This is a genomic window from Nonomuraea antri (assembly GCF_013283785.1).
Classification (GTDB): Bacteria; Actinomycetota; Actinomycetes; order Streptosporangiales; family Streptosporangiaceae; genus Nonomuraea; species Nonomuraea antri.
The window spans coordinates 13,378-26,119 of record NZ_JABCPZ010000011.1; the positions used below are offsets into that span (position 1 = coordinate 13,378).

Annotated in this window: 12 protein-coding genes; 5 read left to right on the forward strand and 7 right to left on the reverse strand. The window is 70.9% G+C overall.

Features of this window, described 5'->3' with window-relative positions; translation table 11 throughout:
• Position 1: 1 nt before the first annotated feature.
• Positions 2 to 670 (reverse strand): hypothetical protein, encoded by a 669-nt coding sequence (locus tag HII36_RS05850; protein ID WP_173522017.1) that lies wholly within the window; start codon positions 668 to 670, stop codon positions 2 to 4.
• A 166-nt stretch (positions 671 to 836) separates the two neighbouring features.
• Here HII36_RS05850 and HII36_RS05855 point away from each other — a divergent pair, with 166 nt between their 5' ends.
• Positions 837 to 3,590, forward strand: coding sequence for a protein kinase domain-containing protein (locus tag HII36_RS05855; RefSeq protein WP_173522018.1), 2,754 nt, complete (start codon positions 837 to 839; stop codon positions 3,588 to 3,590).
• 4 nt (positions 3,591 to 3,594) lie between these two features.
• On the opposite strand, the gene HII36_RS05860 is transcribed toward HII36_RS05855, so the two are convergent.
• Entirely contained in the window at positions 3,595 to 4,314 is a 720-nt protein-coding gene (locus HII36_RS05860) for a hypothetical protein (RefSeq protein WP_328807599.1), read from the reverse strand.
• Between the two features lie 68 nt (positions 4,315 to 4,382).
• Here HII36_RS05860 and HII36_RS05865 point away from each other — a divergent pair, with 68 nt between their 5' ends.
• The 4 genes from HII36_RS05865 (at position 4,383) to HII36_RS05880 (ending at position 7,274) form a co-directional block, all read left to right on the forward strand.
• Positions 4,383 to 5,171: an ABC transporter ATP-binding protein gene (locus tag HII36_RS05865; protein ID WP_173522019.1), complete on the forward strand. Its 789-nt coding sequence runs from the start codon at positions 4,383 to 4,385 to the stop codon at positions 5,169 to 5,171.
• Between the two features lie 95 nt (positions 5,172 to 5,266).
• Positions 5,267 to 6,187 (forward strand): SPFH domain-containing protein, encoded by a 921-nt coding sequence (locus tag HII36_RS05870; RefSeq protein ID WP_173522020.1) that lies wholly within the window; start codon positions 5,267 to 5,269, stop codon positions 6,185 to 6,187.
• A gap of 58 nt (positions 6,188 to 6,245) precedes the next feature.
• The gene (locus HII36_RS05875) at positions 6,246 to 7,001 is read left to right on the forward strand and encodes a sulfite exporter TauE/SafE family protein (RefSeq protein ID WP_173522021.1); all 756 of its coding nucleotides are present in this window, start codon (positions 6,246 to 6,248) and stop codon (positions 6,999 to 7,001) included.
• Positions 7,002 to 7,031: 30 nt separating this feature from the next.
• The gene (locus HII36_RS05880) at positions 7,032 to 7,274 is read left to right on the forward strand and encodes a hypothetical protein (protein ID WP_173522022.1); all 243 of its coding nucleotides are present in this window, start codon (positions 7,032 to 7,034) and stop codon (positions 7,272 to 7,274) included.
• A gap of 54 nt (positions 7,275 to 7,328) precedes the next feature.
• On the opposite strand, the gene HII36_RS05885 is transcribed toward HII36_RS05880, so the two are convergent.
• From HII36_RS05885 to HII36_RS05905, 5 genes are all read right to left on the reverse strand, one after another.
• Positions 7,329 to 8,168: an SDR family oxidoreductase gene (locus tag HII36_RS05885; RefSeq protein WP_173522023.1), complete on the reverse strand. Its 840-nt coding sequence runs from the start codon at positions 8,166 to 8,168 to the stop codon at positions 7,329 to 7,331.
• Positions 8,169 to 8,197: 29 nt separating this feature from the next.
• A complete protein-coding gene (locus HII36_RS05890; protein WP_217369204.1) occupies positions 8,198 to 9,076 on the reverse strand; it encodes a Rieske 2Fe-2S domain-containing protein in 879 nt (292 codons plus the stop codon).
• A 63-nt stretch (positions 9,077 to 9,139) separates the two neighbouring features.
• Positions 9,140 to 9,751 (reverse strand): HD domain-containing protein, encoded by a 612-nt coding sequence (locus tag HII36_RS05895; RefSeq protein ID WP_173522024.1) that lies wholly within the window; start codon positions 9,749 to 9,751, stop codon positions 9,140 to 9,142.
• 1 nt (position 9,752) lies between these two features.
• Positions 9,753 to 11,945, reverse strand: a complete 2,193-nt coding sequence (locus HII36_RS05900; RefSeq protein WP_173522025.1) for a molybdopterin-dependent oxidoreductase — start codon at positions 11,943 to 11,945, stop codon at positions 9,753 to 9,755.
• Positions 11,946 to 12,097: 152 nt separating this feature from the next.
• Positions 12,098 to 12,742: a hypothetical protein gene (locus HII36_RS05905; protein WP_173522026.1), complete on the reverse strand. Its 645-nt coding sequence runs from the start codon at positions 12,740 to 12,742 to the stop codon at positions 12,098 to 12,100.

Sequence of the window (12,742 nt, forward strand, 5' to 3'; positions counted from 1 at the left end):
ATCAGGTGTCCTTCTTCTTGTTCGATTCCTCGTGGCTGGACGGCGGGTTGAAGTTCTGGACCGGCGGCGGCGGGGTCCAGGTGCTGGTGGGCTTGCGCGGCGGCGTGACGATCTTCGTCTTCACCGTCTTGAGCCAGGAGTAGCCCTTGATGCCCAGGCGCTCCAGCTCCTCCTTGTCGATGTTCTCCATGCCCTGGTCGACGTCGTAGGAGATGATGCCGAGCTTGGCCGTGGCCACGCCCTTGGTGCCGGGCTTGAGCGTCACCTGGAAGTTGAGCCAGTCGGTGTCGCCCTTCTCCAGGGCGTACTGTCCCCAGCACCAGAACATCCGGCCTTCCCAGGTGCACTTGGTGCCCTTGGGGCCGCCCCAGCGCAGCTTGGACACCACGCCGGTGGGCACCTGGCCGCCGATCCAGTAGTAGTCGGCGTAGTGCGGGCCGAGGTTTTTGGCCTTGAGGTAATACGTGATCTTTCCGCCGCGCTTGGTGGCCTTGGTGTGCTTCACGCTGATCTTGAAGCGCGAGTACGGATCCTTGGCGGCCACGGCCTTGGCCTGCGCAACCGGCGCCGCGGCGAGCGGCGCGGCGGCGGCCGCACCACTCTGTGTGGCGGCCACCAGCGGCGTGGCGATGAGAGCGCTCGTTAAGAGCGAGGTGAAGCTTCTACGCATGTGACGGCTCCCCGTGCTGGAAATCCCCGATCATCTCCACGATTATTGCGTAGGGCAAATATTTCGCAAAAGAGCGTTGATCTTTCGTGACCTGGGGTGGCTTGCGCCGGTCGGCGCGAGCCGACCACGCTTGCTACGGGGGTCTAGCGTTGAGGGGGAGGACGAGGTGCCGGACACGCACCCCTTACAGCAGGGTGATCCGCGGTCACTCGGCAACTATCGGTTGCTCGGCCGCCTGGGCAAGGGGGCGCAGGGGATCGTCTTCAAGGGCGAGGCGCCCGACGGGCGGCTCGTCGCGATCAAGCTGCTGAGCACCAGGATCGACGGCGCGGGCGTCGACGGCGAGCGGTTCCTGCGCGAGGTCGCCGCCGCGCGGGCGGTGGCCCAGTTCTGCACGGCCCAGGTGCTCGACGCGAACATGGACGGCGAGACCCCGTACATCGTCAGCGAGCTGGTCGACGGCGTCTCGTTGCAGCACGTGGTGCAGACCGAGGGCCCGCGGGTGGGCGGGGGCCTCTACCGGCTCGCGGTCGGCACGGTCACCGCGCTGGCCGCCATCCATCGGGCCGGGATCGTGCACAGGGACTTTAAGCCGAGCAACGTCATGCTCGGCCACGACGGCCCGCGAGTGATCGACTTCGGCATCGCCAGGGCACTGGACTCGGCGATGACGATCAGCAGCGGGGTGGTGGGCACGCCCGCGTACATGTCGCCCGAGCAGATCGCCGGAGAGCGGGTCGGGCCCGCGAGCGACATGTTCAGCTGGGCGCTGACCATGGTGTACGCGGCGACCGGGCGTCCCGCGTTCGGCCAGGACAGCCTGCCCGCCGTCATCTACCGGGTGATGCACGACGAGGCCGACCTGTCGGCGCTGCCCGACAACCTGCGGCCGATCGTGCACGCCTGCCTGAGCAAGCGGGCCGACGAGCGGCCGTCGGCGGCCGAGACGCTGTTCGCGCTGCTGGAGAACCAGGGCGAGGCGCCGGAGATCGCCGACGAGCTGGCGCTGACCACCGGCTCGCAGGTGGCGGCCGAGCTCGCCCAGGGAACGCCGTACGGGCCGCCGCATCCCGGGGCGGGTCAGGCAGGACCGGGTGCGTCGGGGCCCAACGCGTCGGGGTCCGGTATGCCGGGGTCCAGCACTGCGGGGTCCGGTACGCCGGGGTCCGGTACGTCGGGGACGGGCGCGTCGGGTGCGTGGGCGAATCCGTCGGGCCTGATCCCCAGGCCGCCCGGGTTCACGCCCCCACCGGCCGCCGCGCCTCCGTCTGCGCCCGTGCCGCCGTCCGGATTCGTGTCGCCGTCCGGGCCGGTGCCGCCGCGGAGCGGGCCGCCCATGCCGCCGCCGTACCCCATGGGACCCCAGGGGCAGGCCGCGCCTCCCGCCGCGCCGTGGGCGCCCGGCCAGGGACCCGTTCCTGGTCAGGGGCCGGTTTCCGGCGGCTGGCCGGGCGGGCAGCAACCGCCGCAGGGGCTGCCGCCACAGGGACAGTTGCCGCCGCAGGGGCAGCAGCCGGTGACGCCGCACGCTCAGGGGCCGGCCTCGGTCGGCAGGTTCGTCCCCAAGCCGCCCAAGCCGCCCAAGTCGGGCAAGCCCGGCCAGGACGACCCGCGCGGCCCGGACGACAACGACGCCTTCTTCCGCCACGTCCCGCCGGAGGAGCGGACCACGGAGGACAAGGGCAGGCGCCGGCGTGCCGCCCTGGTGGCCAGCGCGCTGGCGGTGGCGCTGGCGCTGGCCGGCGGCGTGCTGGTGCTCGGGCCCAAGCTGTTCGCCGGCGACCCGGTCCCCACCGCCCAGGCGGGCCCGACGAACTCGGCCGGCACGACCGCCGGCCCGTCGGGCAGCGCCACCACGGGGCCGTCGGGCAGCGCGAGCCCGACCGCGGGCACGCCCACGCCCACCACCACCGCGACGACCCCGCCCACGACGCCCCCGCAGACGACGATCCCGGTCCTGGGCAAACAGGACGGCAAGTCGCTCAAGGGCCACAGCAGCGGCGTGCAGACGTTCTCGGCGTTGTCCGTGGGCGACGACAAGACCTGGCTGGTCTCGGGCGGCCAGGACGGCCGGCTGCGGGTCTGGGACCTGGACCGGCACAAGTCGCTGCGCACGCTGAAGGGCCACAGCGAGGAGGTCTACGCCGTCGCCGGCGCGATGGTCGGCAAGACCCCGATGGCCGTGTCAGGCGGCTACGACGGCAGCGTCCGCCTGTGGAACCTCAAGACGGGCAAGCACAAGGTGCTCGGCAGGCACGGCGACGCCGTGTACTCGGCCGCGGTGACCAAGGCCGGCGGCAAGTGGATCGCGATCACCGGTGACGCCGACGGCTGGCTGAAGTTCTGGGACCTGGACAAGCGCAAGGCCACCGGCAAGAGCATCAGGGCGCACCGCAAGTCGGTGAACTGGCTCAGCGTCGCCAAGGTGGGCGACCGCACGACGGTCATCTCGGCCAGCGAGGACGAGACGCTGCGGCTGTGGGACCTGGCCAAGCGCAAGCAGTACGGCAAGACGTACAAGGGGCATTCGCTGGGCGTCTACGCGGTCGCGATCGGCAAGTTCGGCGACCGGACGGTCGTCGCGTCCGGCGGCAAGGACCGGAAGATCCGGATCTGGGACCCGAAGACCGGCAAGACGATCGAGTCCTACGAATCCGGCCACAAGAAGATCATCTACTCGCTGGCCTTCTGGACGGTGGGCGACAAGTCCGTCCTGCTGTCCGGCAGCACCGACGGGACGATCAAGCTCTGGGACCCGGAGACCCACAAGGCGCTCGGCAAGCCGGTCAAGGCGCACAAGGGCGGCGTCTACGCGGTGGCCGCCGTCACGGTGGACGGCAAGCCCTCGGTCGTCTCCGCGGGCAAGGACAAGGTGATCAAGATGTGGAAGGTGGAGGACCCGGCCACGACCGGCTCGTGAGCGGTCACTGGTTCCTGAGCGGCTCGAAGATCGCGTGGTGTGCGGCCACGAGCGCCCGGCGCACCGCGCGGTCCAGCTCGCGCAGCGCCGAGCCGCGCACCGCGATCTGCCCGGTGGTCAGCCCGCGCTCGTCGGCCAGCTCCAGCACCGCCGACAGCCGGGTGGCCAGGGTCGACACCCGGTGCGCGCGGGCCGGGTAGCCGGGCGCGAGCTCGCCGCCGAGCCGTCCGAGCCGCTCCGGACGCTCTTGCGACGGCCCGTCGACCGAGGTCAGCGCCTCGGTCGCGGCCCGCATCGCCATCGTCAGCTCCCGTTCGGCCTCGGCCAGCGAGGGCAGGTCGTGGCGTACCGGGCCGCATTCCTGCACGGACAGGCGTATTCCGACGTAGGAGGAGCCGCGCAGGTCGAGCCCGGGCACCAGCCCGAGACAACGGTCGGGCAGGACGGCGATCACGGCCTGACCGGCGTCGACCGCGGCCGAGTTGAACGGCGGCGGCCCGGACAGCCCGAGCGGGTCGCCGGGCGCGGGCAGGGCAAGTCTCAGCTCACGCAGGCCGTCGGCGCGCAGCTCGGCCAGATATCTCCGCAAGGGCAGCTCGCCGGCCACGACGGGCCCGCCGACGGCCTCGACGCGGTCGGCGGCCTCGTCGAGACCGACATGACCGGCCAGCCAGGCGTTGCCCCAGGCGACCAGCGGGGGACAGACAGGCGATTCAGGGCGCACCGATCCACGATAAGCGCTCGCGCTGCAATAGGTTTGTTCCCAGCGATGCTCTCGGAAGGGGAACGGGGATGGGTGGTCAGGTGCTGCGGCTCCAGGACGTCGCCGTCAGGCGCGACGGGGCGGCTCTGCTACGCGGCATCGACTGGACGGTGAACGAGGACGAGCGGTGGGTCGTCATCGGTCCCAACGGCGCGGGCAAGACCACGTTGTTGCAGGTCGCGGCCACTTTGTTGTACCCGAGCGAGGGCCTGGTGGAAGTGCTGGGCGAACGGCTGGGGCAGGCCGACGTGTTCGACCTGCGCCCGCGCATCGGGCTGGCGAGCGCCGCGCTGGCCGAGCGCATCCCGCCGGAGGAGAAGGTCATCGACCTGGTGCTGACCGCCTCGTACGCCATCATGGGCCGCTGGACGGAGGAGTACGACTCCAACGACGTCACCAGGGCGGTCGAGCTGATCGACATGATGGGCGCGGCGCACCTGATCAGGCGCAGGTTCGGCACGCTGTCGGAAGGCGAGCGCAAGCGCGTGCAGATCGCCCGCGCGCTCATGCCCGACCCGGAGATGCTCCTGCTCGACGAGCCGGCCGCCGGCCTCGACCTGGGCGGCAGGGAGGACCTGGTGCGGCGCATGTCGATCCTGGCCGGTGACTATCGCGCGCCGACGATGGTGCTGGTGACGCACCACGTCGAGGAGGTGCCGACCGGTTTCACCCACGGCCTGCTGCTGCGGCACGGTTCGGTGGTGGCGCAGGGGCCGCTGGAACACGTCATGACGGCCGACAACCTGTCGCGGACGTTCGGCGTGCCGCTGACGCTGGAGCGCAGCGCCGAGGGCCGCTGGTACGCCCGCGCCCACTGAATCACGCTAGATCGCGATTTGGTCGATATCGGCCGCTAAAAGCAGAAACGAAATATCATCGGCGAAGTCGGTCCCCTCGGCTTCGGAGCGTCGGCATGTCCACGGAACAGCTCATCCTCGTCCTCGTCGTGGTCGCGGTGGTGGGCTTCGGACTGGCACGCACGATCCGCATCATCCCCCAGGCCACGGCTGCGATCATCGAACGTCTCGGCCGTTACCACCGCACGCTGACGCCGGGGCTGAACCTGGTGGTGCCGTTCATCGACCGCATCAAGGACATGATCGACCTGCGTGAGCAGGTGGTCTCGTTCCCGCCGCAGCCGGTGATCACCTCCGACAACCTGGTCGTGTCCATCGACACGGTCATCTACTTCCAGGTCACCAACCCCAAGGCGGCCACGTACGAGATCGCGAACTTCCTGGTCGGCGTCGAGCAGTTGACCGTCACCACGCTGCGCAACGTGGTGGGCGGCATGGACCTGGAACGCACGCTCACCTCGCGCGAGGACATCAACACCGCGCTGCGCGGCGTGCTGGACGAGGCCACCGGCAAGTGGGGCATCCGGGTCAACCGGGTCGAGCTCAAGGCCATCGACCCGCCGGCCTCCATCCAGGACTCGATGGAGAAGCAGATGCGCGCCGACCGCGACAAGCGGGCCGCGGTGCTCACCGCCGAGGGCCAGCGGCAGGCGGCCATCCTGGCGGCGGAGGGCGAGAAGCAGGCGTCGGTGCTGCGGGCCAGGGGCGAGGCGGAGGCCGCCGTGCTGCGGGCCCAGGCCGAGGCCGAGGCGCAGGCCATGCGCGCCAAGGGCCAGGCGGACGCCATCGGCATGGTGTTCAAGGCCATCCACGAGGGCAAGCCGGACCAGCACCTGCTGGCCTACCAGTACCTGCAGACCCTGCCCGAGATCGCCAAGGGCGACGCGAACAAGGTGTGGATCGTGCCCTCGGAACTGAGCAAGATCATCGAAAGTCTGGGCGGTCTGTTCCCGCCACCCAAGCCCCCGGCTGGCTGACCATTGAGTACACCCGTCTAGGCTGCCCGGGAAATGGGTTCCGCGGGAGGAGTGCTCGGTGACCGGGTGGGAGTTGGTCGGTGTCTGCGCGGCCGGAGTGGCGGCTGGAGGTATCAACGCGGTCGTCGGGTCCGGCTCGCTGATCACCTTTCCCTCGCTGGTGGCCGTGGGGATCGACCCGGTGGTGGCCAACGTCTCGAACAGCATCGGCCTGGTGCCGGGCTCGTTCACCGGCGCGTACGGCTACCGCGCCGAGCTCAAGGGCCAGCGTGACCGCCTGATCCGCCTGGGCATGGCCTCGGCGCTCGGCTCGCTCGTCGGCGGCGTGCTGCTGCTGTACCTGGACCCGGACGTCTTCCAGGTGGTCGTGCCGATCCTCATCGGGCTGGCCTGCGTGCTGGTGGTCGTCCAGCCCAAGCTGAACGGCTGGCTGGCGGCCAGGCGCGAGCACGCGCACCCGCACGGCGGCCTGGGACTGTGGCTGGGCGTGCTGGCGGCGGGCATCTACGGCGGCTACTTCGGCGCCGCCCAGGGCGTGCTGCTGATCGGCCTGCTCGGCAGCTTCCTGGACGACGGCCTGCAACGCGTGAACGCGGCCAAGAACGTGTTGTCCCTGATCGTCAACGGCGTGGCGGCCGTGCTGTTCATCGCGATCGCCGAGGTCGACTGGTGGGCGGTGCTGGCGGTGGCGCTGGGCGCGATGGCGGGCGGGTTCATCGGCGCGAAGGTGGGCCGCCGCATCCCGGCGCCGGTGCTGCGTGGCGTCATCGTGGTGGTGGGAATCGCGGCGATAATCAAACTGGTGTACGGATAAATATCGCCCCAAGAGGGTATGAATCTGTACATGAAGGGTGACCGGGTGGAGATCGTCATCGATGCGGGCAACGGCTCCCCGCGCACCTACGAGATCAGCGCGACGCGGGCGGGCCGCCGCGTCGAGGTGGCCAACCGGCGCGGGCTGGTCGAGGTCAGCGAGGTGACCCGGAGCGGCACGGCGGTCCGCACCGCCCGGTTCATGTCCAGCCGGATCCTCGCCCTCGTGGAGCACCCGGCTGACGAACCGGACGACACGGACGCCACCGGCTGACGCACCGAGCGACGCGGACGACACCAGTTGACCTCCGCGCCGCGCGACGAAGGGTCAGCGGAAGTCCGCCGCGTGGTCGAGCGCCCACTGGCGGAACGTCAGCGCGGGCCGGCCGAGCAGCCGCGCCACCGTGTCCGTGCCCTTCTCCGGGCTGGCCACGAACTCGCCCCAGGCCCGCAGCGCCCCGTCGACGAACTTCTCGTCACCCCAGGCGGCCAGCAGCAGGGGCCGCGCCTCCTCGACGGGCAGTTCCTCCCAGCGCACCTCGCGGCCGACCGCCTCGCCGATCACTCGTACCTGCTCGGCCTGCGTGAGCTGCTCGGGCCCGCTGAGCACGTGGACGGCCCCGGCCTGTCCCGCGCTGGTGAGCGCGTGGACGGCCACCGCCGCGATGTCCTTCTCGTGGATCAGCGGCCGCGACGCCGCGCCGAACGGCCAGCGCACCACGCCCTGCTTGATCTGATCCGCCCACATGAGGGTGTTGGCCGCGAAGCCGCCGGGCCGCAACATCGTCCAGCTGATGCCGCTCTGCCTGATCAGCCGCTCCACCGCCTGATGGAAGATGGTCGGCTCCTCGCCGTCGGCCAGGTCGGCGCCGTTGGCCGACAGGTACACCAGCCGCCGCGCGTGCTGGGCGATCGCCTTGATCACGGGTTCGGCCGTCTCGGCGGCGAAACCCGGCCAGACGAGGAACACGCTCTCGACGTCGTCGAGCGCGGCCTCCAGCGTCTCGGGACGGGTCAGATCCCCCCGCACCACCTCGACCCCCTCGGGCAGCCGCGCCTTCGACGGGTCGCGCACCAGCGCGCGCACCTCGATGCCGGCCTCGGCCAGCTCGGTCACGACATGCCTGCCCACATTGCCGGTAGCCCCGGTCACCAGAATCTTGCTCATGGGTTCGACGGTAGAACCTCAAGCAAGGTTCAGGTCAACCCCGGCCGCACCTGGATCGTCCCGTCACGCCTGATGCGCGTCTCGAACCTGGGCGCGGGCGCGGTGGCCGGCCCGTGCTTGACCGAGCCGTCGTCGAGCCTGAACGTGCTGCCGTGCCAGGGGCACACCACGCACGCCTCGCCGTTCTCCATCACCAGCCTGCCCTGGTGCAGCGGGCCCGCCAGATGCGGGCAGCGGTCGGCCAGCACGGTCACCGCGTCGCCCCTGCGCAGCACGAACAGCTGGATGTAGCCGAGCCTGCGGGCCACCGGACGGCCGTCGGGCAGGTCCTTCAGCGGGCACAGATCGTGCCAGCCCAGCGGCACCAGATGCGTCACCTCGGGCGCGTGGTTGGCCCCGGCCGCCTGCCGGTAGGCCATGTGACCGCCCAGGTAGCCGCCCAGCCCGCCGAGGCCGACCCCGGCGTAGCACAGCGCGCGCCCGGTGCTCTCGCGGCCGCGCAGCCTGGCCACCAGCGAGGCGGAGAACAGGCCGAGCGCGGCCACGTTCGCGGCCATGTGGACCAGGCCGACCCGCTGCTGCTCGCGGTGCAGAGAGGACCAGTCAGTCAGCCCGGCCGCGGCCGTGGGCAGCGCGTTGACGATGCCGGTGACCAGCAGCAGCCTGGACGCCCGCGGATCGGCGTCGGCCAGGTCGAGCAGGGCGGCCGACAGCCAGCAGCCCAGGCTGACCGTGGCCAGCGGCGGGTGCAGCGGCTTGCCCGTGGGCACGCCGTGCAGCAGGTCGCGGAGCAGGCCCGGCTTGATGCGGTCGCGTACGGCCTTGGCCAGCACCCTGATCGGTTTGTCCATGGCCCTCGACTTCTCGAGCCGCTCGGCCAGGTCCACCGGTCCCACGAAACCCCGCAACTGCCGGCGCCTCGGGCGTACTGTCTCTTTCACGACAAGTCCCCTACCCCGGCGGTTGGGGGATCACTCGGCCAGGTGACCCCGGGCCACGGAGAGTTCGACCAGCTCCAGGGCGTACGCGCCCAGCGAGGGCGAGCCTTCCTGGATGATCCGCACCTTCTCGCGCACCTGGCCGGCCTTCACCTTGAACAGCGGCCAGGTGCCGCCTTCCGTGTGGTGATTGGCCAGGATCGGGGCGAAACGGTCGAGCGCCTTGGCGAATCTGGCCTCGGGCGTCTCCCTGGCCTCGAACTCGTCCCACAACGCCCGTATCCGCGCGCCCTGCTCTCTGGGGAGCAGGGCGAAGATCCGGTCGGCGGCGGTGCGCTCGGCCGCGGCCTGGGCGGCCACGGCGACCTGGTCGTAGACGAAGGTGTCGCCGGCGTCGATCTCGACCAGGTCGTGCACCAGCAGCATGGCCACGACCCGATGCAGGTCCGTGCCGGGTGGCGCGTGCTCGCCGAGGACCATCGCCAGCATGCCCACGTACCAGGAGTGCTCGGCGTCGTTCTCCCGGCGCGAGCCGTCGATGAGGAGGTTGCGGCGGACGATCCGCTTCAACTTGTCGATTTCGACGGCGAAGGCGATCTGGGCGTTCAGGCGGTCCTCTTCTGGCGCGATAGTCACGCGCGACACCCTAATGTGCGGTGATCACCCCGGTTGGCAAAATCGTGACCGGAACGCCGTTGAAGACCGCATTACCTGAGGGAACGTCGATCGAGGTCTCATCGGTCAACGTATTGACACTGACGCCGGGATTCCCGGCCGCCACCGACTGTGTGCTGCCGGCGTGCCCCCAGCCGTGCGGCAGGCTGACGACGCCCGGCATGATCGTGTCGGTGGGTTCGAGCGGCACCGTGAGCCGGCCCGCGGCCGAGCGGATCACCGCCTCGTCGCCGAGCCCGAGCCTGGCCACGTCGGCCGGGTTGATCTGCAGCGTGCAGGTGTTGCTGCCGCCGACCAGCGGGGCCACGTTGTGCAGCCAGCTGTTGTTCGAGCGCAGGTGCCGCCGCCCGATCAGGACGATCTCCGGCGGCTCCTCGTCCAGCCTGCCGCGCAGCCGGTCGACGTCCTCGATGAGCTGGGGCGGGGCGAGCTCGATCACGCCCGACACGGTCTTGAGCACCTCGGGCAGCCGCGGCTCCAGCGGGCCGAGGTCCAGGCCGTGCGGGTGCTCCAGCAGCTTGCGCAGCGACAGGTCGCCCTTGCCCGACCATTCGCCGTAGGGGCCGAGCCGCAGCATCAGGTCGAGCCTGCGCTCGCCGCCGTTGCGGCCGTCCAGGGCGGCGCTCAGCTCGGCCGCGTCGCGGCCCTCGACGCCCGATCCCGGCGTGTCGATCGCCTTGCGCAGCTGCTCGCCGATGACGAACTCGTCCAGGTCGCCGCCGTCCAGCCCGGACGCGATCAACGCCAGCCTGGTCAGGATCTGCGACTCGGACTGCTGCCCGTCGAGCGGTAGCAGCGGCGGCGAGTAACGGGCGTAGTTCCTGACCGCGAACCCGAGCAGCGCGAAGTCGAAGTGCCCCGACTGCAACATGCGCGGCGGCGGCAGGATGACGTGCGCGTGCCTGGTCGTCTCGTTCAGGTACGGGTCGACGCTCACCATGAAGTCCAGCCCGGCGAACGCCTCGTCGAGCCTGGAGCCGTGCGGCGCCGACAGCACCGGGTTGCCGGCGATCGTGAGCAGGAACCTGATCTGGCCCTCGCCCGGCGTCTCGATCTCGTCGGCGAGCGTGGCCACCGGCAGCTCGCCGTTGGCCTCGGGCAGGCCCCTGACCCGGCTCTTCCACCGGCCCATCGTGTACGACCTGCGCCTGGCCGCGAACTCGGTGGCGGGCTTGGGGAACATGGCGCCGCCGGGCCGGTCGAGGTTGCCCGTCAGCACGTTCAGCACGTCCACCAGCCATTGGGCGAGCGTGCCGAACTCGGCGGTGCAGGTGCCGATCCTGGCGTACACGGCCGCGGTGCGCGCCGCCGCCAGCTCCCTGGCCAGCCGGACGATCACCTCGGCGGGCACCCCGGTGCGCCGCGCGACCGCCTCAGGCGGGAAGTGCTTGGCCGCCTCGCGGACCTCGGCCAGCCCGTTGACCTGGTGCGTGACGGCGACCAGATCCTCGGCGAACAACGTGTGCACCAGCCCGAACAGCAGGTACGCGTCGGTGCCCGGCCGGACGAACACGTGCTCGTCGGCCAGGTCCGCGGTCCTGGTGCGGCGCGGGTCGACCACGACCAGCCGGCCGCCGCGGGCACGCAGGGCCTTGAGCCTGCCGGGGAAGTCGGGCGCGGTGCACAGCGAGCCGTTGGACTCCAGCGGGTTCGCGCCCAGCATCAGCAGGTGGTCGGTGCGGTCGAGGTCGGGGACCGGGATGGCCAGCGGGTGGCCGAACATCAGGCCGCTGGCCACGTGCTTGGGCATCTGGTCGGCGGTGCTGGCGGTGAAGACGTTGCGGGTGCCCAGGGCCTTGATCAGCGGCGTGGCGTAGAGCGCGCCGGCCATGCTGTGCGCGCTCGGGTTGCCGAGGTAGACGCCGACGGCCTGGCGGCCGTGCCGCTCGGTGACCTGGCCGAGGCCCCAGGCGACGGCGTCGAACGCCTCCTCCCAGCTCACCTCGCGCCACAGGTCGCCGTCCCTGATCAGCGGCCTGCTCAGCCGGTCAGGGTCCTCGTCGAGCCGGCCGAGGCTGGCGCCCTTGGGGCAGATGAACCCCTTGCTGAACGGATCGTCCTTGTCGCCGCGCACGCTGGTCACGTGCCCGCCCTGGTCGAGCGTGAGTGTCAGGCCGCAGACGGCTTCGCAGAGGGGACAGGTCCTGTGGACGGTCGACGTCATCACGACTCCTGGGTTCGTCAGATGAACTCATCCATCTTGTCCCGCCTTGCCGACATGGGGAAGCCCCGGAGCCCCCGCGGTCTCCGGGGCTTTGCGCCAGGACGTGCCCCGCCCCATGCGTGGGGCACGTCCTGGTGTTCAGCCGGGCTCTTTCAGCTCGCCTGCGGCAGGGCCAGGCCACGCAGATCAGGCGGCTCCTCGAGGTCGGGCCGCAGCGAGATCCACGCGTTGCGGCCGTACAGTCTGGCCAGTCCGGGGGAGATGGCGCCGGGCGTCTCCTCGCGGCGGACGATCTCCACGATCACCAGGTGCGCCCACCTGCGGTGCCGGTACACCTTGGCGCTCCTGGCCCAGCAGGCCGCCGCGATCTCCTCGTTGTACGCCTCGAACTCCTCGGCGCAGATGCCGGCCCTGGTCAGCATCAGCGCCTTCTCGCCGGTACGGGTCGGCGTGATCCACAGCACCAGCGGGATCCGGCCGGCCCTGGTGTGCATGGTGGTCTCCATGCACACCCGCTGCAGCCGGTGCCTGGAGACCACGCACCAGAAGTGCGCGACCAGCCAGTTGCGCCCCATCCTGGTGGCCGCGGGCACCGAGACCGCGGCGGTCAGCACGATGAACGGCACCCACCTGCCCTGCTGGGTGGCGCCCAGCAGGGTCAGGGTGAACAGTGCGAGAGCAGCCATGAACAGCAGTTCGCTGCGCGAGCGCCAGAGCCTGACCAGCAGGCCGCCGCCGCCGGAGGCCGGGAGGTCCTCGTTGGCCGGGAAGATCTGGTTGCGCGGGTTCCTCGACAC

Excerpts from the sequence above, each read along its gene's own strand:
- HII36_RS05850 (WP_173522017.1), bottom strand. The coding sequence starts at position 670 with ATGCGTAGAAGCTTCACCTCGCTCTTAACGAGCGCTCTCATCGCCACG.
- HII36_RS05865 (WP_173522019.1), top strand. The coding sequence starts at position 4,383 with ATGGGTGGTCAGGTGCTGCGGCTCCAGGACGTCGCCGTCAGGCGCGAC.
- HII36_RS05870 (WP_173522020.1), top strand. The coding sequence starts at position 5,267 with ATGTCCACGGAACAGCTCATCCTCGTCCTCGTCGTGGTCGCGGTGGTG.
- HII36_RS05880 (WP_173522022.1), top strand. The coding sequence starts at position 7,032 with ATGAAGGGTGACCGGGTGGAGATCGTCATCGATGCGGGCAACGGCTCC.
- HII36_RS05885 (WP_173522023.1), bottom strand. The coding sequence starts at position 8,168 with ATGAGCAAGATTCTGGTGACCGGGGCTACCGGCAATGTGGGCAGGCAT.
- HII36_RS05900 (WP_173522025.1), bottom strand. The coding sequence starts at position 11,945 with ATGACGTCGACCGTCCACAGGACCTGTCCCCTCTGCGAAGCCGTCTGC.